The organism is Thalassovita taeanensis (assembly GCF_900110775.1).
Classification (GTDB): Bacteria; Pseudomonadota; Alphaproteobacteria; order Rhodobacterales; family Rhodobacteraceae; genus Litorimicrobium; species Litorimicrobium taeanense.
The window spans coordinates 57,725-80,452 of sequence record NZ_FOEP01000002.1; the positions used below are offsets into that span (position 1 = coordinate 57,725).

General features: G+C 57.9%; 25 protein-coding genes. 19 read left to right on the forward strand and 6 right to left on the reverse strand.

Going from position 1 to position 22,728, the window contains the following annotated elements:
• Nucleotides 1–33: 33 nt before the first annotated feature.
• Both BSF79_RS02700 and BSF79_RS02705 read left to right on the forward strand, forming a co-directional pair.
• Complete coding sequence (locus BSF79_RS02700; RefSeq protein ID WP_090268040.1) at nucleotides 34–729, forward strand: CoA transferase subunit A; 696 nt, start codon at nucleotides 34–36, stop codon at nucleotides 727–729.
• 15 nt (nucleotides 730–744) lie between these two features.
• The gene (locus BSF79_RS02705) at nucleotides 745–1,371 is read left to right on the forward strand and encodes a 3-oxoacid CoA-transferase subunit B (protein WP_090268042.1); all 627 of its coding nucleotides are present in this window, start codon (nucleotides 745–747) and stop codon (nucleotides 1,369–1,371) included.
• A 68-nt stretch (nucleotides 1,372–1,439) separates the two neighbouring features.
• On the opposite strand, the gene BSF79_RS02710 is transcribed toward BSF79_RS02705, so the two are convergent.
• Complete coding sequence (locus BSF79_RS02710) at nucleotides 1,440–2,264, reverse strand: lytic transglycosylase domain-containing protein (protein ID WP_090268044.1); 825 nt, start codon at nucleotides 2,262–2,264, stop codon at nucleotides 1,440–1,442.
• 370 nt (nucleotides 2,265–2,634) lie between these two features.
• Between BSF79_RS02710 and BSF79_RS02715 the strand changes: the two genes are divergently transcribed.
• The 16 genes from BSF79_RS02715 (at nucleotide 2,635) to BSF79_RS02790 (ending at nucleotide 16,688) form a co-directional block, all read left to right on the forward strand.
• A complete protein-coding gene (locus BSF79_RS02715) occupies nucleotides 2,635–2,832 on the forward strand; it encodes a Flp family type IVb pilin (RefSeq protein WP_090268046.1) in 198 nt (65 codons plus the stop codon).
• Between the two features lie 284 nt (nucleotides 2,833–3,116).
• Entirely contained in the window at nucleotides 3,117–3,314 is a 198-nt protein-coding gene (locus tag BSF79_RS02720) for a Flp family type IVb pilin (protein WP_090268046.1), read from the forward strand.
• Nucleotides 3,315–3,593: 279 nt separating this feature from the next.
• Nucleotides 3,594–3,791 (forward strand): Flp family type IVb pilin, encoded by a 198-nt coding sequence (locus BSF79_RS02725; RefSeq protein WP_090268048.1) that lies wholly within the window; start codon nucleotides 3,594–3,596, stop codon nucleotides 3,789–3,791.
• A gap of 186 nt (nucleotides 3,792–3,977) precedes the next feature.
• On the forward strand, nucleotides 3,978–4,178 hold the full coding sequence (locus BSF79_RS02730; RefSeq protein ID WP_090268687.1) for a Flp family type IVb pilin: 201 nt from the start codon (nucleotides 3,978–3,980) through the stop codon (nucleotides 4,176–4,178).
• A 123-nt stretch (nucleotides 4,179–4,301) separates the two neighbouring features.
• Nucleotides 4,302–5,171, forward strand: a complete 870-nt coding sequence (gene cpaB, locus BSF79_RS02735) for a Flp pilus assembly protein CpaB (RefSeq protein WP_090268050.1) — start codon at nucleotides 4,302–4,304, stop codon at nucleotides 5,169–5,171.
• A 217-nt stretch (nucleotides 5,172–5,388) separates the two neighbouring features.
• Nucleotides 5,389–6,816, forward strand: a complete 1,428-nt coding sequence (locus tag BSF79_RS02740) for a type II and III secretion system protein family protein (RefSeq protein WP_090268052.1) — start codon at nucleotides 5,389–5,391, stop codon at nucleotides 6,814–6,816.
• A gap of 16 nt (nucleotides 6,817–6,832) precedes the next feature.
• A complete protein-coding gene (locus BSF79_RS02745; RefSeq protein ID WP_245776297.1) occupies nucleotides 6,833–7,486 on the forward strand; it encodes an OmpA family protein in 654 nt (217 codons plus the stop codon).
• Between the two features lie 225 nt (nucleotides 7,487–7,711).
• Complete coding sequence (locus BSF79_RS02750; RefSeq protein ID WP_090268688.1) at nucleotides 7,712–8,971, forward strand: CpaE/TadZ family protein; 1,260 nt, start codon at nucleotides 7,712–7,714, stop codon at nucleotides 8,969–8,971.
• 21 nt (nucleotides 8,972–8,992) lie between these two features.
• Nucleotides 8,993–10,453, forward strand: coding sequence for a TadA family conjugal transfer-associated ATPase (locus BSF79_RS02755; RefSeq protein ID WP_090268056.1), 1,461 nt, complete (start codon nucleotides 8,993–8,995; stop codon nucleotides 10,451–10,453).
• A gap of 5 nt (nucleotides 10,454–10,458) precedes the next feature.
• Entirely contained in the window at nucleotides 10,459–11,427 is a 969-nt protein-coding gene (locus BSF79_RS02760) for a type II secretion system F family protein (RefSeq protein ID WP_090268058.1), read from the forward strand.
• A gap of 10 nt (nucleotides 11,428–11,437) precedes the next feature.
• Nucleotides 11,438–12,397, forward strand: coding sequence for a type II secretion system F family protein (locus BSF79_RS02765; protein ID WP_090268061.1), 960 nt, complete (start codon nucleotides 11,438–11,440; stop codon nucleotides 12,395–12,397).
• Between the two features lie 12 nt (nucleotides 12,398–12,409).
• Complete coding sequence (locus BSF79_RS02770) at nucleotides 12,410–12,979, forward strand: tetratricopeptide repeat protein (RefSeq protein WP_090268064.1); 570 nt, start codon at nucleotides 12,410–12,412, stop codon at nucleotides 12,977–12,979.
• Between the two features lie 31 nt (nucleotides 12,980–13,010).
• Complete coding sequence (locus BSF79_RS02775) at nucleotides 13,011–13,868, forward strand: tetratricopeptide repeat protein (RefSeq protein WP_090268066.1); 858 nt, start codon at nucleotides 13,011–13,013, stop codon at nucleotides 13,866–13,868.
• A 7-nt stretch (nucleotides 13,869–13,875) separates the two neighbouring features.
• A complete protein-coding gene (locus tag BSF79_RS02780) occupies nucleotides 13,876–14,412 on the forward strand; it encodes a prepilin peptidase (protein WP_090268069.1) in 537 nt (178 codons plus the stop codon).
• A 156-nt stretch (nucleotides 14,413–14,568) separates the two neighbouring features.
• Entirely contained in the window at nucleotides 14,569–15,885 is a 1,317-nt protein-coding gene (locus tag BSF79_RS02785; protein ID WP_090268071.1) for an ATPase, read from the forward strand.
• Nucleotides 15,843–16,688 carry an NAD(P)-dependent oxidoreductase gene (locus BSF79_RS02790; RefSeq protein ID WP_090268074.1) on the forward strand — a complete coding sequence of 282 codons (846 nt, stop codon included), beginning with the start codon at nucleotides 15,843–15,845 and terminating at the stop codon, nucleotides 16,686–16,688. Before BSF79_RS02785 ends, BSF79_RS02790 begins: the two co-directional genes overlap by 43 nt.
• Nucleotides 16,689–16,994: 306 nt before the next feature.
• Here the strand turns inward: BSF79_RS02790 and BSF79_RS02795 are convergent, their stop codons facing one another.
• The gene (locus BSF79_RS02795; protein WP_090268076.1) at nucleotides 16,995–17,816 is read right to left on the reverse strand and encodes a LytTR family DNA-binding domain-containing protein; all 822 of its coding nucleotides are present in this window, start codon (nucleotides 17,814–17,816) and stop codon (nucleotides 16,995–16,997) included.
• A gap of 198 nt (nucleotides 17,817–18,014) precedes the next feature.
• Between BSF79_RS02795 and BSF79_RS02800 the strand changes: the two genes are divergently transcribed.
• A complete protein-coding gene (locus tag BSF79_RS02800; protein WP_090268078.1) occupies nucleotides 18,015–18,434 on the forward strand; it encodes a PaaI family thioesterase in 420 nt (139 codons plus the stop codon).
• On the opposite strand, the gene folD is transcribed toward BSF79_RS02800, so the two are convergent.
• From folD to BSF79_RS02820, 4 genes are all read right to left on the reverse strand, one after another.
• Entirely contained in the window at nucleotides 18,431–19,324 is an 894-nt protein-coding gene (gene folD, locus BSF79_RS02805) for a bifunctional methylenetetrahydrofolate dehydrogenase/methenyltetrahydrofolate cyclohydrolase FolD (protein WP_090268080.1), read from the reverse strand. The genes BSF79_RS02800 and folD overlap by 4 nt on opposite strands.
• A 95-nt stretch (nucleotides 19,325–19,419) precedes the next feature.
• Nucleotides 19,420–21,096, reverse strand: coding sequence for a formate--tetrahydrofolate ligase (locus BSF79_RS02810; protein ID WP_090268082.1), 1,677 nt, complete (start codon nucleotides 21,094–21,096; stop codon nucleotides 19,420–19,422).
• A gap of 140 nt (nucleotides 21,097–21,236) precedes the next feature.
• Nucleotides 21,237–21,833: an MOSC domain-containing protein gene (locus tag BSF79_RS02815; protein ID WP_090268085.1), complete on the reverse strand. Its 597-nt coding sequence runs from the start codon at nucleotides 21,831–21,833 to the stop codon at nucleotides 21,237–21,239.
• A 162-nt stretch (nucleotides 21,834–21,995) separates the two neighbouring features.
• A complete protein-coding gene (locus BSF79_RS02820; protein ID WP_090268088.1) occupies nucleotides 21,996–22,697 on the reverse strand; it encodes a methyltransferase domain-containing protein in 702 nt (233 codons plus the stop codon).
• Between the last annotated feature and the right edge of the window lie 31 nt (nucleotides 22,698–22,728).

Below are 22,728 nucleotides of genomic sequence, written 5' to 3' on the forward strand. Positions count from 1 at the left end.
GATTGCCGCAACTTGGGTTTGAGGGAGACATCCATGAAAAAAGTCTATGGCACAGCCGCCGAGGCCCTTGATGGGCTGCTGTTCGACGGCATGTTCATCGCGTCCGGGGGCTTTGGCCTTTGTGGCATTCCGGAACTGCTGTTGCAGGCCATCAAAGAGGCAGGCACCAAAGATCTGACCTTCGCCAGCAACAACGCAGGCGTGGATGATTTCGGCATCGGCATCCTGCTGCAAACCAAGCAGGTCAAGAAAATGATCTCGTCCTATGTGGGCGAAAACGCGGAATTCATGCGCCAGTATCTGTCGGGCGAACTTGAGCTGGAATTCAACCCGCAGGGCACGCTGGCCGAGCGGATGCGCGCGGGTGGCTGTGGTATTCCCGGCTTCTATACCAAGACCGGCGTAGGCACGGTCATTGCCGAGGGCAAGGAAAGCAAGATCTTCGACGGTCAGGAATACATCATGGAAGAGGGCATCGTTGCCGATCTTGCCATCGTGAAAGCCTGGAAAGCCGACACCACCGGCAACCTGATTTTCCGCAAGACCGCGCGCAACTTCAACCCGCCCGCAGCAATGTGTGGCAAGGTCTGTGTTGTCGAGGTCGAAGAGATTGTCGAACCCGGCCAGCTGGACCCGGATCACATCCACTTGCCCGGCATCTATGTGCATCGCATCATCAAAGGCGATCACGAGAAACGCATCGAACAGCGCACTGTGCGTAAAGCTTAAGGGAGGGCTTTGAAAATGGCTTGGGACCGCAATCAAATGGCCGCCCGCGCGGCACAGGAACTGCAAGACGGCTGGTATGTGAACCTTGGCATCGGGATTCCGACGCTGGTCAGCAACTACATCCCCGAAGGCGTCGAAGTGACCCTGCAATCGGAAAACGGCATGCTGGGCATGGGCCCCTTCCCGATTGAAGGAACCGAAGACGCCGACATGATCAACGCCGGCAAGCAGACCATCACCGAGCTGCCGCATTCGGCATATTTCGACAGCGCCACCTCGTTCGGCATGATCCGGGGCGGCAAGATCGCCATGGCGATTCTGGGCGCGATGGAAGTGGCGGAAAATGGCGACCTGGCCAACTGGATGGTGCCGGGCAAGCTGGTCAAAGGCATGGGCGGCGCGATGGATCTGGTCGCTGGCGTTGGCCGCGTGGTGGTTGTGATGGATCACACCAACAAGCACGGTGAATCGAAGGTACTGAAGGAATGCACCCTGCCGCTGACCGGCAAGGGCGTGGTGGATCGCATCATCACCAACCTCGGCGTTCTGGATGTCACCCATAAAGGGCTTCATATCCAAGAACTGGCGCCCGGCGTCACGCGCGAAGAGATGATCGCCGCCACCGAGGCCACGATCGTCTGATCCTTCGATCCTGAACAGAAATATGATCCGCCCGTTGCCCACCGCGACGGGCGGTTTTTTTGTCAGGTTTAGCTGCCCAGATTGAACACGCACCCGTCCGAGATCAACTGAGGTGGCGTTCTGCACAGGCCCCGCGCCACGGAAAACGCTGCCAGCACCTTGGGCACATAATCTCGCGTTTCGGCATAAGGCGGCACGCCGCCGTGCTTTTTCACCGCATTTTCCCCGGCATTGTAAGCGGCCAGCGCCAGTATCGGGTCGCCGTCGAATTCTTTCAGCAGCCAGTCCAGATAGGCCACGCCACCCCGAATATTTTCGCCCGCGTTCAGACTGTCGGCGACCCCGAACCGTTCAGCTGTGGCCGGGATCAGCTGCATCAGCCCCTGTGCCCCCGCACCGCTGACCGCATCCGTCCGCCCACCAGATTCGACCGAGATCACCGCAAGCACCAAAGCCGGTGACACACCAGTACCAACTGTCCTGAGCAGCATCTCGGGTCCCTGCTGCCGGGCAATGGCCATCATATCGCTCAATCGGGGGGCCGTTATGCCCTGCCCCTGCGGCGGGTTGGCCAAGTGTACCAAAGCGGGCTCAAGCCTCCCCGGCCCTGTGTTGGCCAGATCGGGGGATACCTGCGCCCAAAACCAGCCAAACCGCCCATCCTGCCCGACCGCTGCGCTGATTTGGGAAGCGCTCTGTTCTGCTGGTTGCTTGCTGGGCTGCGGAACTGCCCCCGGATCAATCTGCACAGTGATGCGTTTCCCGCTACCACTCTTCGGCGGCTTGACCCGTTTAAACGTGAAATCCTGAAATGGCTGCGGGCTTTCGGCCAGCACAGCCGTGCCAAACGTTACCGCCGCGATCACCAATACTACTGCCACGCTCCGTTTCATGGACGCGCCCCACTCTGCCTGTGTTCAGTCTTTTGAACGGAGTATTGCAGAAAACCGACCTTCGGGCCAGATTTCCCGTCAGAAATGCGGCCCCGCCCCCCATTTTCGCCACAATACTTAAACCGAAAAGGGTGAAATGGCGAAATGCCCTATATTTTATTACATCAAGACAGCGGCTTATAAATTTTTCGCGGCAATATGTGATTTATTAATTTTTGCTGAACTGCCGCCAAACTCTCGCCCCAATCGACTGGCTATATTGCGTCATACCAAGACGGTGACGGGCCAAAGAGAGAGAACGGCCCACACAAGTCCCTGACCGGTTGAAACCGAGTATAAGCTCAAATCAGATCCTCTGGAGGGACACACAATGATCAAATTCTTCAAAAACTTCCGCAAAGACGAAGACGGTGCCGTGACTGTTGACTGGGTCGTTCTGACCGCAGCCGTCGTTGGCCTGGGCATCGCCGGCGTGTCGACCGTGTCGACCGGTATCGGCACTGCCGCCACCGCGATCAGCGCCGACCTGACCACCGATACAGCAACGGCTGCTGCTCAGAGCAACTAATCGCTCCTGTCGAATTAGCTCGAAGAAGACCGCGCCTGTTTCAGGCGCGGTTTTTTTTGCATTCGGTGGCCTCCCAATCGCGGAAGCCTCAATCGACGGGCGAAAAAATACCGCGGAAATTTGGTAAAAACGAACGTTTCACGCCAAACTCTCGCCCCAATCGACTGGCTATATTGCGTCATACCAAGACGGTGACGGGCCAAAGAGAGAGAACGGCCCACACAAGTCCCTGACCGGTTGAAACCGAGTATAAGCTCAAATCAGATCCTCTGGAGGGACACACAATGATCAAATTCTTCAAAAACTTCCGCAAAGACGAAGACGGTGCCGTGACTGTTGACTGGGTTGTTCTGACCGCAGCCGTCGTTGGCCTGGGCATCGCCGGCGTGTCGACCGTGTCGACCGGTATCGGCACTGCCGCCACCGCGATCAGCGCCGACCTGACCACCGATACAGCAACGGCTGCTGCTCAGAGCAACTAATCGCTCCTGTCGAATTAGCTCGAAGAAGACCGTGCCTGTTTCAGGCGCGGTCTTTTCACATTCGGCGGTCCGCCAACCAAGGGTTACCTCCATCAGCTGGCGAAAAAATACCGCGAAAATTTTCAAAAATCGTTCGTTTCACGCCAAAATCTCGCCCCAATCGACTGGCTATATTGCGTCATACCAAGACGGCAACGGGCTACAGAGAGAGACCCACACCAGTGCCTGACCGGTTGCAACAGAGTAAAACTTAAATCAGATCCTTTGGAGGGACGTACAATGATCAAATTCTTCAAAAACTTCCGCAAAGACGAAGACGGTGCCGTGACTGTTGACTGGGTTGTTCTGACCGCAGCCGTCGTTGGCCTGGGCATCGCCGGCGTGTCGACCGTGTCGACCGGTATCGGTACTGCCGCCACCGCGATCAGCGCCGACTTGGCGACCGATACCGCAACGGCTGCTGCTCAGAGCAACTAATCGCTGGCTGAGACCCAATTCAAAAAAAATCGGTCGCGCCTGAAAATGGCGCGGCCCTGCGTGTATATAGGTATATTTATCGGCGCCAAAAGGCGACGTTTCAACAGAAGGTCGGACGCCTTTATCGCCCGCCCCTCCGCGACATTCCGAGAACGAGAATGCGCCATCAGGATCGAGGGCAGGATGATGAAAAACAAACTTCGTCAAGTCAGGCAGAAATTCCACGTTGACGAAAGTGGCGCGGTGACTGTCGAGTGGATCGTTCTGACCGCTGCGACCGTCGGATTGGCTCTGGCCGGAACCTATCCGGTTTTTCAGGGATCCAACAACGTTTCGGACACGTTGAGCGACCACCTGACGACCACGGTCGATGCTATCGCCGATTAGATTGCGCGCCTTTACCACACCTCTTCCATCATTTCGCCCCAATCCTTGGGGATGATACGGCAAGCATCGGGCGGCCTGTGTCTGGTACATGGCCAACTGAATAACGTTTGAAAGGATACGATCATGCGTCTGGTTTTTGGACTGGTTCTTATTGTGGGCATCGGCCTTGCGGGGTTCGCCGTTTACATGGCCAAAACCTATGTTACCGGCTATCAGACCGAGCTGGCGCGCGCGCGTTCGGCCCAGACCGAGGTGGTCAAAACGGTGGACGTGTTCGTGGCCGGTCGCAGCCTGCAATATGGCGAGGTTCTGAAGCCAGAGGACGTGCACGTGGTCAAATGGCCCGAAGCTGCCGTTCCTGAAGGCGTATTCAAAACCATAGAAGATCTGCTTCCCGATCCAAAGAACCCGGACATGCGCCGCGTCGTGCTGCGCGCAATGGAAAAGAACGAGGCGATCATGGCCGTCAAGGTGACCGAGCCGGGCGAAGACGCGGGCCTAACCTCGCGGCTGGAACGCGGGATGCGAGCCTTTGCCATCAAGGTTGATGTGTCCAGCGGCGTGTCCGGCTTTCTGCGCCCCGGCGACCGTGTGGATATCTACTGGACCGGCGATTCCACGACCGGTACCCTGTCGCAGCGCCGCGAGTTCACCAAGTTGATCGAAAGCAGCATCAAATTGATTGCCGTGGACCAGACCGCCAATGGCGACACGACCGAGGCCAACATTGCTGGCACAGTTACGGTCGCGGCCCTGCCGCAGCAGGTTGCGGCACTGGCGCAAGCTCAATCCACAGGGCGGTTGTCGCTGGCATTGGTCGGCGCCGAGGATGACACGGTAAGCGCCGCGATTGAGGTTGATCAACGCGCGTTGCTGGGCATCGTAGAAGACGAAGCGCCGGTAAAAGCTGCAGCCGTCGAGCAGCAAGTCTGCACCATCCGCACCCGCCGCGGCGCCGAAGTTGTCGCCATCCCCATCCCCTGCACCAACTGAGGGCGGCGAAAATAGAATATCATCCGGGGGCGGGCATCGTGTAGTGCCCGCCCCCGTTGCATTTCAGCCTCATATGCGACTGCAATACACCGCAAATTTGGATAAACACTTGGCCGGAACCTATTGATTCTTGCAAAATTTCCGAAATCATCGCAGGGTGCAGGCAATTGGTGGGCAAAAAGACCCGCAAACGAGGCGTGATCGAAAGGCAGGTCACATGACATACGGTAAATATTTTCAGGCCGCCGCGATGGGGTTGGCCTTGGCTTTCGGGCCTGTTTCCTTGGGCGCCCCTGCTCAGGCTGAAACGTTGCGAGTAGTCAAAGGCGGGCCGTCGTCCTCTCTGAACGTGCCAATGAACCGGGCGGTTGTTGTCGAAAGCGAAACACCTTTTGCAGAGCTTTCCATTGCCAACCCTGCTATTGCCGACATTTCCTCTTTGTCGGATCGGACAATTTATGTTCTCGGGAAATCACCGGGCGTAACCACTCTGACATTGCTGGACGCCACCGGGCGACTGATCACCAATGTCGACGTTGTTGTTGCGGCAGATATTACCGAGTTCAAGGAACGCCTGCGTCAGATCCTGCCGGGCGAAAAAATCGAAGTGCGCACAGCCAACGACGGCATCGTTCTGTCGGGCACCGCTTCTAGCGCGTCGCGGCTTCAACGGGCGCTTGATCTGGCCGAGCGCTATGCCCCTGATCGCGTGTCCAACCTGATGAGTGTCGGCGGTGTGCAACAAGTCATGCTGAAGGTCCGCTTTGCCGAGATGGAGCGCAATGTTTCCAAATCGCTCAGCAGTTCTTTGTCGCTGAACGGAAGCCCAGGCAACGTGAATCTGTCCGGCGGCACCAACACTACAAACACCTCAGGCGGTATAGCGAATTCTCTGGCTGGATTGATTCCGGGCGTCAATGAAAACAACGGTGCGATGCTGTTCGGCTTTGACGTCGGATCGGTTCAGGTTGGTTTGTTGCTGGAAGCCCTTGAAACCAAAGGGGTTGTTCGCACCTTGGCCGAACCGAACCTAACCGCGCTGTCGGGTCAGGAAGCCAAGTTTCTTGCCGGCGGCGAATATCCAGTGCCTGTCAGCCAAGAAAACGGCATGATCTCGATCGAGTTCAAACCCTTCGGGGTCGAGCTGGATTTCGTCCCCCGCGTTGTTGATGGCGATCTGATCAATCTTGAACTGAAGGCTGCTGTTTCGTCGATCGACCCCAGCAACGGTTATAAAACCGACGCCTTCACCATCGACGCATTCCGCCGTCGTGAAACCTCTAGCACAGTCGAGCTGCGCGACGGGGAAAGCTTTGCCATTGCCGGGCTGCTGCAGGATGAATTCATCGACACCAATGGCCAGATACCATGGCTTGGTGACATCCCAATTCTTGGCGCGCTGTTCCGCAGCGCCGAGTATCAGCGTTCGCAATCCGAGCTTGTGATCATTGTAACAGCCCATCTTGTGACCCCAACACGAGGCGAAGCTCTGGCCTTGCCAACGGATCGGATTACACCGCCATCGGAAAAAGATCTGTTCCTGTATGGTCGGGTCGCCCGTGATAAAAATCGCAAGTTGAAAGGTGCCGCAGGCGAAGTTGCCCGGCAGGATTTCAGCGGCTCCTACGGCTATGTGATGGAGTGATCGGATGACAGGGCACATGCTTAAACTTCTTACGATTGGTGGCGTCGCCCTGTTGGCAGGATGCTCGGGAACCAGCACGTATTCCACCTTCACGCATGAGGCAGGCGCCTTGGTTGGCGGTGGCGGCTTTGGCAATTCGATCATGAACAACACGCAGATCATGAACGGCGAAAAGTCCTATGTTATTGGCATGTCGCACCGCTTTTCCGAAGAGGTCACGAGCACGGTCAATTTCGCGTTCAACTCGTCGCAACTGGACGCGGGTGCGCGCGCCACACTGGCGCAACAAGCCAATTGGATCCGCCAGTTCCCCGAGGTTCGCTTCCGTGTTTACGGACATACAGACGCTGTAGGTTCGAGCGGATATAACAAGGCACTGGGATTGCGTCGCGCCAATGCTGTGGTCCGGTATCTGTCTTCTCAGGGCATCAGCCGCTCTCGGCTTGAAGCCGTCGTATCGTTTGGCGAAACTCAGCCCTTGGTAGTGACCGAGGGCAAAGAGCGCCGCAACAGGCGCACAGTGACCGAGGTTTCCGGCTTTGTGGACGGTCACCCGACAGTCATGGATGGCAAATACGCTCAAATTGTCTATCGCGGCTACGTAGACAGCGCCAAGGTTCCGTCGACTCTGACCGGGATTTCAGACAGCGTCACCACCTCCGGCGAATGACCTGAACAATAAGGGCATCTAGCGCTTATCGTGCGAAGATTTCGCACAATTACGGTTTTTTAGCCCTATTATTGCCTCGTTTCCCCGCGATCTTGTCCCCAATGGGAGTAGTGCGTTCGGTTAAAACCGGACGCGGTGACCGCAGGTTGGGGCAATAGGGACGCAGAACTCCTTTCCCCTTTTACCTGACGATCCGAACCGAAAAGGACGTGAGGCGAGGCAATGATGAGTAACGATACCGCGCACCCTGAGGCCAGTCCAATCCTGGCGTGCACGATCAGCCGGGACGTGCAAAATTTTGATCTGCTGATCGAGGACATGGAAGCCGCAATGGGGGATGCCTGGGGTGATCTGGGCTTCGACGAAGCGCTGCCGTTCTTCGAACAACCAGATGCGGAAATGCTGGAATTCGTTGCCTTGGCCGTCGACAGCGAGGACGAAGATAACCTTGTCATGCTGGGCGGAATCATCACCAAGGCGAAAAGCCACGGTATCAAAGTGATTCTGATCGCCGAAGATGTCAGCCCCGCCGCCCTGCATCAGTTGCTGCGTCAGGGCGCTGATGAATTTGTGCCCTACCCCTTGCCGGAAAACGAACTGCAATCCGCGATTGACCGCATTCGCACGCCTGAACCTGTTGCGGCGCAATCGCAGCCCGCCGTCGCTGAATCGACCGGTCCAAAAGTAAAATCCGCGCATAACCGCGAGGGTGTTCTGGTGGCGATTCACGGCTTGGCAGGTGGTACGGGCGCAACAACTCTGGCGGTCAACTTGGCTTGGGAACTGGCAAACGTTGGGAAAAAGGGTGAAACCCCGCCGCGAGTTTGCATTCTCGATTTTGATCTGCAGTTTGGCTCTGTCTCCACGTTCCTTGACCTGCCCCGCCGTGAAGCGGTGTTCGAGCTGCTGTCCGACACCGAGTCGATGGATGATGACAGCTTCAGCCAGGCGTTGATGAGCTTTGAGGACAAGCTGTTCGTTTTGACAGCGCCCGCCGATATGCTGCCACTTGATCTGATCTCATCCGATGACATCACCCGCTTGATCGACGTTGCGCGCCATCACTTCGACTATGTCATCGTGGATATGCCGAAAACTCTGGTGCAATGGTCCGAAACCGTTCTGAACGCGGCACATGTTTATTTCGCCACGCTCGAACTGGACATGCGGTCCGCGCAGAACACTCTGAGGCTGAAGCGGGCGCTTCAAGCCGAAGACCTGCCGTTTGAGAAGTTACGGTTTGTGCTCAACCGCGCGCCGAAATTCACGGACTTGAACGGCAAAACGCGCGTGAAACGCATGGCAGACAGCCTTGGAATCAAGATCGAACTGCTTTTGCCCGACGGTGGGAATGCGGTCACTCAGGCAGGTGATCACGGAATACCGATGGCGCAGAGCGCCGCCAAAAACCCGTTGCGCAAGGAAATCGCCAAACTGGCGGCCTCACTTCACGAGCTGGGTCAACAAGACACCGAAACGGCTTAATACATACAGGGGGCGACGATCATGTTTTCACGCTATAAAAAATCAGACGCAGCTAGCGCCAGACCGGCCGCAAGCCCCGCGCGCAAACCGGCCGAGACCGCCAAGGCGGCGGCCCAGACGAGTGCGTCGGCATCCGCGTCGGTTTCTGTCCGCAAGCCCATGCCCAAGGCCGCAGCGCAGACCGCACCGATGGACAAAGAGCGCAAACGCAAGGAGCGTCTGGGCGAGATCAAGCTGGAACTGCACCGGGCGCTGCTGGACAACCTGAACCTTGCTGCACTTGAATCGGCCACAGAGTCCGAGCTGCGCGCCGAGATCAGCTCGATTTCGGCGGAGGTTCTGGAAGAAAAAGGCATCGTTCTGAACCGCGAGGATCGCACCCAACTGATCCAGGAGTTGTACGACGAGGTGACCGGCCTTGGCCCGCTGGAGACGCTGCTGAAAGACGACTCGGTGAACGATATTCTGGTCAACGGGCCGCGGCGGATCTTCGTCGAGCGGTCCGGCAAACTGGAACTGACCGACATCACCTTCAAGGATGAAAAGCATCTGTTGCGGATCATCGACAAGATCGTGTCCGCAGTGGGTCGTCGGGTGGATGAAAGTAACCCTTACGTCGATGCCCGTCTGGCGGACGGATCGCGCTTCAACGCCATGGTCGGACCGATCGCGGTTGATGGCTCGCTTGTGTCCATTCGTAAGTTCAAAAAAGAAAAGCTGGGGATCGACGATCTGGTGCGCTTCGGTGCCTTCAACGAAGAAATGGCGGCCTATCTTCAGGCAGCCGTCGCCACGCGGCTGAACGTCATCGTATCGGGCGGTACGGGTTCAGGGAAAACCACAACGTTGAACGCGCTGTCATCGTTCATTGACGACGCAGAGCGTATTCTGACAATCGAAGACACGGCAGAACTTCAGCTGCAACAGGTCCACGTGGGCCGGATGGAAAGCCGCCCGCCCAACGTCGAAGGCAAGGGGGCCGTCACCCAGCGCGACTGTCTGCGCAACGCCCTGCGGATGCGCCCGGATCGGATCATCGTGGGCGAAACCCGCGGCGAGGAAGTGATCGACATGTTGCAGGCGATGAACACGGGCCACGACGGCTCGATGACTACAATCCACGCCAACTCGGCGCGCGACGGCGTTTCCCGTCTCGAGAACATGATCGCCATGGCCGGTATCGAAATGCCGATCAAGGCGGTGCGCAGTCAGATTTCCTCGGCTGTGAACCTGATTGTGCAGGCCAGCCGTCTTCAGGACGGTTCGCGCCGGATGACCTCGATCACCGAGATCACCGGGATGGAGGGCGATGTGATTTCCATGCAGGAAGTGTTCCGCTTTCAGCGTGTCGGTCTGACGCCAGAGAACAAAATCATCGGCCATTTCACGGCGACCGGCGTGCGCAGTCACTTTTCCGAGCGTTTCCGCCTGTGGGGCTATGATCTGCCCGCATCCATCTTTGAACCTGTCGCTGCGGAGTAAGCCAGATGTCCATTTCAATCGAACCGATTATCTATGGCCTGATTTTCATCGGCGTTCTGGTCATCGTCGAGGGGATTTACCTGACGGTCTTTGGCCGCTCGATCAGCTTGAACAGCCGGGTCAATCGCCGTCTGGACATGATGGAGAAAGGCACCAACCGCACCGAAGTGATGGAGAAGCTCCGCAAGGAGATGGGCCAGCACATGCAGTTTCGGTCCATCCCGATCTATTCCATTCTTGCCGAAAAGGCGCAGAAGGCCGCCATCGCCTTTACGCCCGTCCAGTTGATGCTGCTGATGGGTGCACTTTCCGTGATGGCCTTTGTCGGCCTTACCGTGGGCACGCAGACCTCGCTGCCGATCCGGCTGGGTCTTGCGGTTGTCATGGGCGTGGGCGGCGTTTTCTTCTGGGTGTCCGGCAAAGCCAAAAAGCGCATGGCCATGATCGAAGAGCAATTGCCGGATGCCATCGAACTGATGGTGCGGTCGCTGCGGGTCGGTCACCCCTTCACCTCGGCCATTCAGATCGTCGCCAAAGAGGTGACCGACCCTCTGGCCACTGAATTCGGCATGATCGCGGATGAAAGCCAGTACGGTCGCGATGTCGGCGAAGCGCTGAAGGAGATGGCCGAACGGTTGGATATGCAGGATCTGCGCTTTCTGGCCGTCGCCGTCACCATCCAGCAGCAGTCAGGCGGCAACCTTGCGGAAATCCTGGCGGGTCTGGCCGTCGTTATCCGCTCGCGGTTTCGCCTGTTCCGCAGGGTCAAGGCAATCACCGCCGAGGCGCAATGGTCCGGCAAGTTTCTGTCTGGCTTCCCGATTATCGCGCTGGTCGGCATCAACTTGCTGGACCCGAATTACTATGACGAAGTTCTGGACCACGCCCTGTTCATTCCAGCCTGTCTGGTCGTTGCGGCCTTTCTGGTGGTCAACATGTTCGTGATGCGGATGCTGGTCAACATCAAGGTCTGAGGAGAATACCATGAGCTTTTTCGATACACTCCTCGGCGAAGGCATGGGCGCATTGATGCCTCTGTTTATCGTGGGTTTTCTTGGCCTTGCGCTGATCGTCGGCACGATCCCCTTCTTTCTGACCTCGCGCAAAGATCCGTTGGACAAGCTGAGGGAAACGGCGAACGCCGAGAATAAAGGCGGCCGAGGCGGTACCCTGCGCACAGCCAAAGGCAACAACAAACTTGAAAAATATTCGACCTTTCTGGAACCGCAGGACGAAGAGCAGTTTTCTGCTGTCAGCCTGAAGCTCGTGCAGGCCGGGTATCGCTCGAAAGAGGCGGTTCGGATTTACCATTTTGCCCAATTCGCGCTGGGGATCGGCCTGCTGGTGATGGGCGTTCTGTATTACCTTGCCTTTGTGTCCGGGACAGGTGCCACGACGCAGATGGTGTTGCTCTATATTCTCGGACCCGGTTGCGCGGGCTATATGATGCCAAAATACTGGGTGACCAAACGCCAGCAGGAACGCCAGACCAAGATTACAGAAGGCTTCCCCGACGCATTGGACATGATGCTTGTATGTGTCGAGGCGGGGCAATCGCTGGACCAGTCGATCATCCGCGTATCCAAGGAAATCCGGTCGTCCTTTCCCGCGCTGGCCGATGAGTTTGAAATCGTGTCGCAGCAGATCAAGGCCGGCAAGGACAAATCCTCGGTGCTGGCGGATATGGGCGAGCGCTGCGGCGTAGCCGACATTTCCAGCTTCGTCACCGTGCTTGTGCAATCGGCCACGTTCGGCACCTCGATTGCCGAGGCGCTGCGCGTCTATGCCGGGGAAATGCGTGACAAACGTGTGATGCGTGCCGAAGAGGCCGCAAACAAGTTGCCCACAAAGATGACGCTTGCCACTATGATGTTGACCGTGCCGCCGCTGCTGATCATTCTGGTCGCGCCGTCGATCATCGGGATCACGAAACTGGGTAAGTGAGCAGCTGACAGAATGAAACATTTCCGCACCGGGCTCGTCCTGGCTCCGGTATTGGCCCTTGGCTTGGCCGCCTGTTCCACAGGCGACCTTGGCGCATCCGGCGATGGTGTATATGCACCGGGCCTTTCCCAGCGCGGCAAAGCTGTCGATGGGTTACTTGTGGGGCAGCGCCTGATGGATGCGGGTGAATACGAATTGGCGCTTGAGGCCTATTCCCGTGCGGCCTTGCAACACGGCATGACTGTTGATGTGCTATCGGGTTTGGGCAGCGCCAACCTTGGCCTGGGTCGCTTGGGACAAGCCGAGCGTCTGCTCCGTCGCGCGATCGAAACCGATCAGGCAAGCCCCGAGATCTGGAACAATCTGGGTGTTGTTCTGATGGAACGCGGCAAAGTGGCCGAGGCTGAGCAGATGTTCCGGCACGCCTACGCCATGGACAATGGCGAAAGTGACTCAATTCGTGATAATCTGCGCTTGGCGCTCGCAAAATTAAAAAATCCTGCGTATGATATAAGTGCAGAACAAGATTATAAATTGGTACGGCGGGGCAGCAGCGACTATCTGATCCGCCAGATACCATGATCGGGCGAGAGCAGTAAAAAGGACGCACAATATGCGCCACCCCCTCATTCTGACCCTGAGCATTGCTGGGGCATTCGGCTTGTCGGCCTGCGATCAGGTGCGCGGCAACAAGGTTGACCGGGCGCTCAGCGCCGTCAATGCGGTCGATGAGAATAACCTGAGTGACATCATGCTCACGGTCGCCGACCCGAACGAGGCGGTTTCGTATTTTCAACGGGCGTCGACCGAAAATCCTGACCGGCTTGACCTGAAGCGGGGGCTGGCACAGTCCTATGTCCGCGCAGGCCGCGCCACCGAGTCAGTGCCGATCTGGGCCAAAATTGTTGCCGATCCAAAATCGACCAATGACGACCGCGTTGATCACGCCGACGCCCTGATCCGCACCGGGCAGTGGGAGGAGGCCGACAAGGTACTGGACCGCGTGCCACCGACATTCGAAACCTTCAAACGCTACCGGCTTGAGGCGATGATCGCCGATAGCAACAAAGAGTGGAAGAAAGCTGACAGCTTCTATGAAACCGCCGTGGGGCTGACGACACGCCCTGCCGGTGTGTTGAACAACTGGGGCTACTCCAAACTGACGCGCGGTGATTTCACCGAAGCCGAGCGGCTGTTTTCGGATGCGATCCGGCAAGACCAGACGCTGTTCACCGCCAAGAACAACATGGTCTTGGCCCGCGGCGCGCAACGGAACTATTCGTTGCCGGTGATCCCAATGGATCAAACAGAACGGGCGCAGCTGCTGCATACGCTTGGTCTGAGCGCGATCAAACAGGGCGATATCGAGACCGGAAAGGGCCTTCTTCGCGAAGCGATCGAAACCCACCCACAGCATTTCGAGGATGCCGTGCGCAGCCTACGCGCACTTGAAAACAATGTAACGAACTGACCCGAGCATGGAGTTTCTTACCGCTTTCTGGTCGGGGCTTGAACCGACGCTATCGATCACACGCCTGTCAGCGATCTGGCTGTTCCCGCTGTCGCTTCCGATCTGCTTCTGGGCGGCTTGGAGCGACATGCGCGCGATGCGCATCCCAAACTATTCCGTCCTCGCGCTTGCGCTGATCTTTGTTCTGATCGGTCCGTTCCTGATGCCACTGCCAGAGTTTGGCGCGCGCTTGGTGCAATTGGTTGTCGTGCTGTTGGTCGGGATCATCCTGAATGCGGGCGGTTTGGTCGGGGCCGGTGACGCCAAATTTTCTGCAGCGGCCGCGCCCTATATCGCACTTGGCGATCTGCGTTTTGTATTGGCATTATTTGCAGCAACGCTTTTGGGGGCCTTCACCACGCATCGGCTTGCACGCCGTTCGCCGCTACGCAAACTTGCCCCCGATTGGGAAAGCTGGACGCGGCAGCGCGATTTCCCGATGGGCCTTGCCCTTGGCGGCGCGCTCTCGATCTATCTCGGACTTGGCATCGTTTACGGAAGCTGACTATCGGCCCCTTTCCAAACGGTTTCACCCGCGCTGGAAAGGCCCGGTTTTTCCATCATTTCGCCACCTTCTGCCATCAGATTGGATACATCAGCGTGTCGGCCTACCGATGTGCGCACATGTACTCACTCGCAGCAGCAGGACATTTAGCCGCCGATGAATATGCAAGCCTCGCCTCAGTCCACCGTCGCCCCCCCTCCTCCACCCAGCAGCATCGAAGGTATGCAGCTGCCGCTGCCGATGATGCGTGACATCCTGCTCAAAACGATCTTCCGCAAGAACGTGACAATGGTGACCGATATCGCACAGGCAATCTGCCTGCCGCGTATGGTGACACAAGAGCTGGTGGACCTAGCGCGCGAGCAGCGCCTTCTCGAAGCCACCGGTACGCTCAGCGCCAACGCGGGTCCCGAGATGGGGTATCAATTGACCGATGGCGGCAAGGCGCGCGCGCTGGATGCGCTGACCCAGTCGGAGTATTTCGGAGCCATGCCGGTGCCACTGGCAGTGTACCGCGAACAGATCAAGCGCCAGTCGATCCGCAATATCCAGATCACACGAGAACAGCTGACCACTGCGATGGGTCACCTGATCCTGCCATCTGACCTGTTGTCAAACCTTGGCCCCGCCGTCAGCTCGGGGCGCTCCATTCTGATGTATGGCCCGCCCGGCAACGGAAAATCCTCGATCTCGAACGGGATCCGCGACGCAATGGGCGACAAAATCTATGTCCCCCGCGCCATCGAATATTCCGGTCAGGTGATCACCGTCTATGATCCGATCGTGCACAGCTCGGCCGAGGTTGAAGAGGATGATCCCAATTCATTGCGCCGCAAGCGCAGTTTTGACACCCGGTATGCGCGGTGTCAGAGACCGACCGTGATTACCGGGGGCGAGCTATCGCTGTCGATGCTGGATCTCATCTATAACCCGATCGCACGCACCTATCAGGCGCCGCTACAACTCAAGGCAACCGGCGGGATCTTCATTGTTGACGACCTTGGCCGCCAAGCCGAACCGCCACAGGCGCTGGTCAACCGCTGGATCGTGCCGCTTGAGGAAAGCAAAGATATTCTTGCCTTGCAATCAGGCGAGAAATTCGAGGTGCCCTTCGACACGCTGGTGATCTTCTCGACCAACTTTCACCCGAACGAGATTTTCGATCAGGCTGCCCTGCGCCGGATCTTCTACAAAATCAAGATCGACGGGCCGAGCCAGGAAAACTATCTCAAGATCTTCGCACTGATCGCCCGCAAAAAGGGGATGCCGCTGAACGAACCCGCTCTGCTCCATCTGTTTCAGGAAAAATACCCGACCATCGACAATGTCTATGCCAACTACCAGCCGGTGTTCCTGATTGACCAGATGATCGCGATCTGCGAATTCGAAGGGATACCGTATCAGATGACACCGGAGCTGATTGACCGCGCATGGGCGAACATGTTCGTGAAGGACGAGATTATCGTGAAGTGATCGGCGTCGCCGGTTGCGGGCGTATGGGGGCCCCAATGCTTGCCGCGCTAGACAAAGCCGGATTTTGCGTGCGTGGGTTTGACGTGCAACCGATTGCGAAAAGTGGCCCGCTCAGCGACCTGATGCACACCGACGCATGTATTTTTGCAAAGGGCCTGCAAATTCTTATTACTGTCGTACGGGATATCACTCAGACAGAAGAAGTTTTGCATGGTCCGCAGGGCCTGATCGCGCAAGCGCCCGACCTGCATACGATCATCATCTGCTCCACCCTGTCCCCCCGTTATGTTCACGATCTACGTGAGCGGGTGCCGGGTCATATCGCACTGATCGACGCTCCGATGTCCGGGGCGGCCATTGCCGCCCAAGAAGCCCGCCTGTCGTTCATGCTTGGCGGAGCGGACTCCGACCTTGACCGTTGTCAGCCGCTTTTCGATGCCATGGGCGCGCATTTCCACCGTATGGGGGTGTTCGGCATGGGGATGCAGGCAAAAGTGCTGAACAACCTGCTGGCCGCGAGCAACACCGCCATGACCCGTCTGGTGCTGGACTGGGCGGACGAAGCCGGGCTTGACGAATGCGCCTTGCTGGACCTGATCAACACCTCTTCCGGGCAGAACTGGTTCGCTTCCAACTTTGACACCATCGAGTTTTCCCGCGACGGGCTGAGTGACAACAATTCCATCGGCATTCTGGTCAAAGATGTCGAAAGCGCGCTGGACGCCGCCACCCCAGATACCGACACCGCCCTGCCTCGCGCCGTTCAGGATGCAATCCGCCAACTGAAGCCTCGCTGCCCCTGATATTCACATTTCCCAAATATCCTCGCCAGAGTATTTTTATCAGAAAGAAACTGACAAGGCGGCACACACTGGTCACCCCCGCCGGGTGTTTTCGAAAATTGTTCACCCAAACCTAGATGCTCGATCCACCGAACCAGACCGCCATTCTGGGGCGCGCCACTGCCCCGACTAGGTCGTAGTCGATGACAACATCTGCTGTGGCTAAAAATACTAAACGGCCAGCTGAGGGCGGCACTGGCAGCTCTGATCTGGTCCACCTCTCGCTCTGCTCCTGATGCCACGCGCCACTTGATGACGAAGCGAAAGTCAGACCAGACCGGCCTGCTCCAATTGTGGACGATACGTTCGGCTGACCGGCACCAGAGTTCCGCTGGTCAACCGCAGGAACAACCGACCGTTGTCCCGCTCCGCGCCTGTGACCGCGCTGCTGGTAACCCAATGGGACCGATGTGTGCAATACCCCTCAACCCCATCCAATTCAGCGATTGCATCAACAAAACGCATCCGCACACTGTGAGTTTCGTACGGGAGCTCAACATCCACGAAATGATCCCGTGCGCTCAGGTGAAGGACCGGGCCTTGCGCCCCCTCGGGCAGACGCCGCATCAGCCGCGGCGGTTCCGGCGTCGGCGGCGAAGGAACTATTTCAATCGGAGTGGGCAGATGAGCCAAGCCAAGCGCGCCAGTTTCACCGCCGAGAAATTCACTCTGCGGGGAGGCCTTTGAGTGAATTCGTTTGATAGTCTGGATGACGGTGCTGAGCAAGGCAACCAGAACACTGACCTTTAAAAATGACGGCGCAACGCGATCGGACTGCCCAATCATGAGCAGCGTCAGAAAAAAAACAAACGGCGAAAAAAACAATGTCATGCCTATGACGACCAACACGTCTCTCAGCCACATCAACTCGGCGGGGATGGTCTTTACCGCCAATTCACGCAGAATATTAGCTAGGAATACAGACACGCCACAAATCGCGCCCCAGTATAGCCCCCGCTGAGGCAGGGTCAGGTTTGAATACGTGTCGAGCGGTCCCACAGCGGCTGCGGCAAGCGCGATCAGCACCCAAATAGCCAACACGACCGGCGACAGCACAAGCCTCAAAGATCTGGTCAGAACACCGTACATTTACACTTCACCCACACGACGGCCTAAGAGATAAAACCGAACATTTCCAGCCCGTTGCTGTAATATCAACTGAGAACACAACTGCAAGTACTTGTTGTCCCACGCTCCACACGGTCCTGTGAGCGAGGCAGAAGAAACCGTTTTACATCCCTACAGACACCTCCATAGAGTAACAGGATGACAGTATAGGGCATGACAATGACTCACCCATTTTTTGAGCGGTTGCACAGCAGTTTCAGTGCGCAAAGCATGATGTCCACCCTTGGCGCGAGCCTGACCGAGGTCCAAGATGGCACGGCTGTGATCGAAGCCCCGATATTGCCGGGCGCGCGTCAGCAGCACGGGTTTGGCCATGCGGGGCTGACATTTGCGATTGGCGATAGTGCTGCGGGGTATGCCGCCCTGTCTGTCATGCCCGAAAGCTTCGAGGTCTTGACCTCTGAAATCAAGATCAACCTTCTGGCCCCGGCCAAGGGCGAGCTGCTGATCGCCACCGGAAAGGTAATAAAATCGGGCCGAAGGTTGGTGATTGTCACCTCTGAAGTCGTGGCGCGCGATGGAGACACCGATACGCTGATCGCCATTCTTCAGGGCACCATGGTGCCTGTACCAGTTTAGGCCGTCAGCCCCTCAGGCTCGGGCAGACCATTGGCGCGGCAACAGGCGGTAACCGTATTGGCCAGCAGGCAGGCGATGGTCATCGGACCAACACCGCCGGGAACCGGAGTAATGACCCCCGCGACCTGAACTGCACTGGCAAATTCTACGTCGCCAACAAGCCGCGTCCCGCCTTCGGGTTTGTCGATCCGGTTGATGCCAACATCGATCACGGTGGCCCCCGGCTTGATCCAATCACCCGGTATCATCTGCGGGCGGCCAACGGCAGCCACGACGATATCTGCCCCGCGCACAACGCCAGGCAAATCCCGGGTCCGCGAATGGGCAATGGTGACCGTGCAACTGTCGCGCAGCAAAAGCTGTGCCATCGGTTTGCCCACAAGGTTTGATCGCCCCACCACAACCGCGTTCATGCCTGACAGCGACCCATGGTATTCGCGCAGCATCATCAGGCAGCCCAACGGCGTGCACGGTGCCATTGCAGCCTGACCGCTGGCCAACCGACCCGCGTTCAGAATATGCAGCCCGTCAACATCCTTGGCCGGATCAATACGCGCAACGACCTCTTCCTCGCTCATATGAGCAGGTACCGGGAACTGGCACAGAATACCGTGCACGGCCGCGTCAGCGTTCAGCCGTTCAATCAGCGCATAGAGGTCTTCCACGGGCGTATCCGCTGGCAGCTTGTGCTCGAACGAGTTCATACCTGCCGCAACAGTCTGAAGCCCCTTGTTGCGCACATAGACCTCGCTTGCGGGATCTTCGCCGACCTGAATAACAGCCAGACCGGGGGTAATCCCGTGATCCGCCTTCAGGCGTGCAACATGGGTCGCCACCTTTTCTCGTACCTTGGCCGCAAAGGCCTTACCGTCGATAATATGCGCGCTCATATTCGCTCCTGCATCATGCCAGTTGATAAGGATGCCCGCCCTTACGCTATCCTGCGCCGCTCTGCCACCATTGATCGTGGTTGCGCGGGTTCAAGTCAGAACAAACCTTCTATCTGCCCCTGAGTGTTCAGCATAATCGCCTCGGCACTAGGCACACGCGGCAGGCCCGGCATGGTCATGATCTCGCCGCAGATCACAACCACAAAGCCCGCCCCCGCGCTCAGCCGCACCTCGCGCACGGGTACCGAGTGGCCCGTTGGCGCGCCGCGGCGACTGGGATCGGTTGTGAAGCTGTATTGCGTCTTGGCCATGCAGATCGGCAGATGGCCATACCCTGCCTTTTCCCACTCCGCCAACTGAGCGCGGATTTTGTGATCGGCCAAAACCTCGTCGGCATGATAGATCTGCTTCGCAATCGTCTCGATCTTCTGAAACAGTGGCATGTTGTCGGGATAGAGCGGCGCAAAATGCGACATGCCGCTCTCGGCCAGTTCGACCACCTTACGTGCCAGCGCCTCGCTGCCCGCGCTGCCGTGCTCCCAATGCCGCGACAGGATCGCCTCGCTGCCCTGCTGCGCCACATACGCCTGCACGGCCTGAATTTCGGCATCAGTATCCGTGACAAAATGGTTGATCGCGACCACAACCGGCACGCCGAAAGATTTGACATTGGCAATGTGGCGCCCAAGGTTTGGGCACCCTTGCTGAACCGCCTCGACATTCTCGGGGCCAAGATCGGCCTTGGCGACGCCACCGTTCATCTTCATCGCCCGCACCGTCGCCACAATCACCACGGCATCAGGCGCAATCCCCGCCTTGCGGCATTTGATATTCATGAATTTTTCGGCGCCCAAATCAGCCCCAAACCCGGCTTCGGTCACCACATAATCAGCCAGTTTCAACGCAGTGGTCGTGGCAATCGCCGAGTTGCATCCATGCGCGATATTGGCAAACGGCCCACCATGAACAAAGGCCGGACTATTCTCCAGCGTCTGCACCAGATTGGGTTGCATCGCGTCCTTCAGCAGCACCGTCATCGCGCCGTCGGCCTTGATATCACGGCAATACACCGGGCTACGATCACGACGATACGCCACGATGATCTCGCCCAGCCGGTTCTGCAAATCCTCAAGATCATTGGCCAGACACAAGATCGCCATGACCTCGGACGCGACAGTGATGTCAAATCCGGTCTGGCGCGGAAACCCGTTGGGCACGCCCCCCAACGAGGTCATGATATCGCGCAGCGCCCGGTCATTCATATCGATGACCCGCCGCCAAACCACACGCCGCACGTCAATCTCCAGAGTATTCCCCCAATAGATATGGTTGTCGATCATTGCGCTCAGCAGGTTGTGTGCGCTCGTGATCGCATGGAAATCGCCGGTGAAATGCAGGTTCATTTCTTCCATCGGCACGACCTGAGCATGTCCGCCGCCCGCAGCGCCCCCCTTCATCCCGAAACAGGGGCCGAGGCTGGCCTCGCGGATACAGATCGCTGCGTTCTTGCCGATCCTGTTCAGCCCGTCCCCCAACCCCACGGTCGTGGTGGTCTTGCCCTCGCCCGCCGGGGTCGGATTGATCGCGGTCACAAGGATCAGCTTGCCATTCTCGCGCCCCTGTACCGAACGGATGAAGTCTTGGCTCAGCTTGGCCTTGTCATGGCCATAGGGCACAAGGCTCGCTGACGGAATCCCCAGCTTTGCACCGATTTCATGTATCGGTTTCTTGCTGGCTTCGCGGGCGATCTCGATGTCGGATTTATACTTCATGGATCCTCTCCCCTAGTTCCGCGCGTCAAAGTGCTTTCCCTTTTTTTAACCTAAGGGGAAAATGCCCAATGGCTGCAACCCGACATTTCCGGCCTTGCTTGCGTCGCAATGGCCGAAGCAGGCCACATGGCAAAGCGACTTCAGCGCCGCGCCGCATCCAGATGCGCCCAGACCGGCTGATCCGGAACATGCAGACGCAACACATCACCCAACCGGAGTACACCCTCACGCTCAACCCAGACAGTGACCCCGCGCTTGCCCGCTGCGGCCGCCTTGAATTTCCGCCCCGCGCCCGGCGCGTCCTCGTCGATCACCTTTACCGGCAGATGGCACGGGCGGTTTTCCATATCCACAACCAAAGTTGCCCCCGAAGGTGCCTGAAGCCGCGAAGACGGCGGCACATGGGTGAAATCTGGAATACCCTCAATCACCATGCTGGCACCAACCCATGCGGGGTGAAACTGCCCCACTCCTATCTTCGCCGCCACCTCGGCCAACTCCTCAGCCGACAGAACCGACAGCTGCCGCACATTGCGGATTTCGGTACCGCGCGGATGCTGCCTAATCACCCGGCTGCAAGATGGCCGCACCAGCCCGCCATGCGCCTCGCCCTCAACCCCGGCGTAGCTTAACATAACCTCGCTCAACGGCTCCGCCCGCAGACTTGCCTCCCGATCGGCCACACAGCCCAACCAAGTAATCGTTGCTGCAAAATCTGTGGGTTTCAATGCGGGCATCTCGGATCTCCTTCATGTCTCGCAAAGGCCATAGTGCAAACTACAGCCACACTCTTCAAATAACTTACCGTGATACCAAACATTCCGACCCGTGATTTCTTTCTGACCGAAATACTCCCGCAGGAGGCATCCTTCCCCGACATGCACACCAACGCTTGCGGCTCAGACCACCAGCGTAAAAAACAATCTGCGAAAGGGAAACAGAACCGAGCCATCCGCCGCACGAGGATATGCCTTTTCCATCACCGCCTCATACCGCGCAATCAGTTCGGCCTGTTCGTCCGGGGCCAACATGGCAAGGATCGGTCGGGCATATGTGGCTTCCGTAAACAGCCGCACCGGGTGCGCCGTCACACTTGGCTCAAGATTCTGATAATACTCTGTTTCCCACAAACTCAACGTTCCAAGATCGGACAGCAACCGGTGATATTCCGCAGGCAGCAACACGCCTGGGCCCGCTGTCTGATCAAACCGCCCCGGAAACATCTCTTCACACAACGACACCCAAACCCGATGCGAAGGGGCGTTATTCTGATGCGGCACCTGCACCGCAAGTGTGCCGCCAGAAGTCAACATTCCCGCCAGCCGGGGCAAAAGGCGCGCGTGATCTTCCAACCAATGGAGTGCCGCGTTGGAATAGATCAGCGCCAACGTCTCAGCTGTATGCCAGCTCGCGATATCGGCCAATTCCAATGCCTCATAGGCCCCCGAAGCCTCTGCCTCGGCCAGCATGGCGGGCGAAGTATCGACCCCCCGCACTGCGCGCCCAAGCCCTGCAAGAGCGGGACCCACCGTGCCGCTCCCGCAGCCCAAGTCGACCACATCACCCGCAGGCAGCGGATCAAGACTGCGCAGAAGATCCATCGCAGGGCGCAAACGCAAACCCCGGAACCTA

Bases quoted from the DNA above. Each gene is read 5' to 3' on its own strand.
- BSF79_RS02700 (WP_090268040.1), top strand. From the start codon at position 34: ATGAAAAAAGTCTATGGCACAGCCGCCGAGGCCCTTGATGGGCTGCTG.
- BSF79_RS02705 (WP_090268042.1), top strand. From the start codon at position 745: ATGGCTTGGGACCGCAATCAAATGGCCGCCCGCGCGGCACAGGAACTG.
- BSF79_RS02710 (WP_090268044.1), bottom strand. From the start codon at position 2,264: ATGAAACGGAGCGTGGCAGTAGTATTGGTGATCGCGGCGGTAACGTTT.
- BSF79_RS02715 (WP_090268046.1), top strand. From the start codon at position 2,635: ATGATCAAATTCTTCAAAAACTTCCGCAAAGACGAAGACGGTGCCGTG.
- BSF79_RS02720 (WP_090268046.1), top strand. From the start codon at position 3,117: ATGATCAAATTCTTCAAAAACTTCCGCAAAGACGAAGACGGTGCCGTG.
- BSF79_RS02725 (WP_090268048.1), top strand. From the start codon at position 3,594: ATGATCAAATTCTTCAAAAACTTCCGCAAAGACGAAGACGGTGCCGTG.
- BSF79_RS02730 (WP_090268687.1), top strand. From the start codon at position 3,978: ATGAAAAACAAACTTCGTCAAGTCAGGCAGAAATTCCACGTTGACGAA.
- cpaB (WP_090268050.1), top strand. From the start codon at position 4,302: ATGCGTCTGGTTTTTGGACTGGTTCTTATTGTGGGCATCGGCCTTGCG.
- BSF79_RS02740 (WP_090268052.1), top strand. From the start codon at position 5,389: ATGACATACGGTAAATATTTTCAGGCCGCCGCGATGGGGTTGGCCTTG.
- BSF79_RS02745 (WP_245776297.1), top strand. From the start codon at position 6,833: ATGCTTAAACTTCTTACGATTGGTGGCGTCGCCCTGTTGGCAGGATGC.
- BSF79_RS02750 (WP_090268688.1), top strand. From the start codon at position 7,712: ATGAGTAACGATACCGCGCACCCTGAGGCCAGTCCAATCCTGGCGTGC.
- BSF79_RS02755 (WP_090268056.1), top strand. From the start codon at position 8,993: ATGTTTTCACGCTATAAAAAATCAGACGCAGCTAGCGCCAGACCGGCC.
- BSF79_RS02760 (WP_090268058.1), top strand. From the start codon at position 10,459: ATGTCCATTTCAATCGAACCGATTATCTATGGCCTGATTTTCATCGGC.
- BSF79_RS02765 (WP_090268061.1), top strand. From the start codon at position 11,438: ATGAGCTTTTTCGATACACTCCTCGGCGAAGGCATGGGCGCATTGATG.
- BSF79_RS02770 (WP_090268064.1), top strand. From the start codon at position 12,410: ATGAAACATTTCCGCACCGGGCTCGTCCTGGCTCCGGTATTGGCCCTT.
- BSF79_RS02775 (WP_090268066.1), top strand. From the start codon at position 13,011: ATGCGCCACCCCCTCATTCTGACCCTGAGCATTGCTGGGGCATTCGGC.
- BSF79_RS02780 (WP_090268069.1), top strand. From the start codon at position 13,876: ATGGAGTTTCTTACCGCTTTCTGGTCGGGGCTTGAACCGACGCTATCG.
- BSF79_RS02785 (WP_090268071.1), top strand. From the start codon at position 14,569: ATGAATATGCAAGCCTCGCCTCAGTCCACCGTCGCCCCCCCTCCTCCA.
- BSF79_RS02790 (WP_090268074.1), top strand. From the start codon at position 15,843: ATGGGCGAACATGTTCGTGAAGGACGAGATTATCGTGAAGTGATCGGC.
- BSF79_RS02795 (WP_090268076.1), bottom strand. From the start codon at position 17,816: ATGTACGGTGTTCTGACCAGATCTTTGAGGCTTGTGCTGTCGCCGGTC.
- BSF79_RS02800 (WP_090268078.1), top strand. From the start codon at position 18,015: ATGACTCACCCATTTTTTGAGCGGTTGCACAGCAGTTTCAGTGCGCAA.
- folD (WP_090268080.1), bottom strand. From the start codon at position 19,324: ATGAGCGCGCATATTATCGACGGTAAGGCCTTTGCGGCCAAGGTACGA.
- BSF79_RS02810 (WP_090268082.1), bottom strand. From the start codon at position 21,096: ATGAAGTATAAATCCGACATCGAGATCGCCCGCGAAGCCAGCAAGAAA.
- BSF79_RS02815 (WP_090268085.1), bottom strand. From the start codon at position 21,833: ATGCCCGCATTGAAACCCACAGATTTTGCAGCAACGATTACTTGGTTG.
- BSF79_RS02820 (WP_090268088.1), bottom strand. From the start codon at position 22,697: ATGGATCTTCTGCGCAGTCTTGATCCGCTGCCTGCGGGTGATGTGGTC.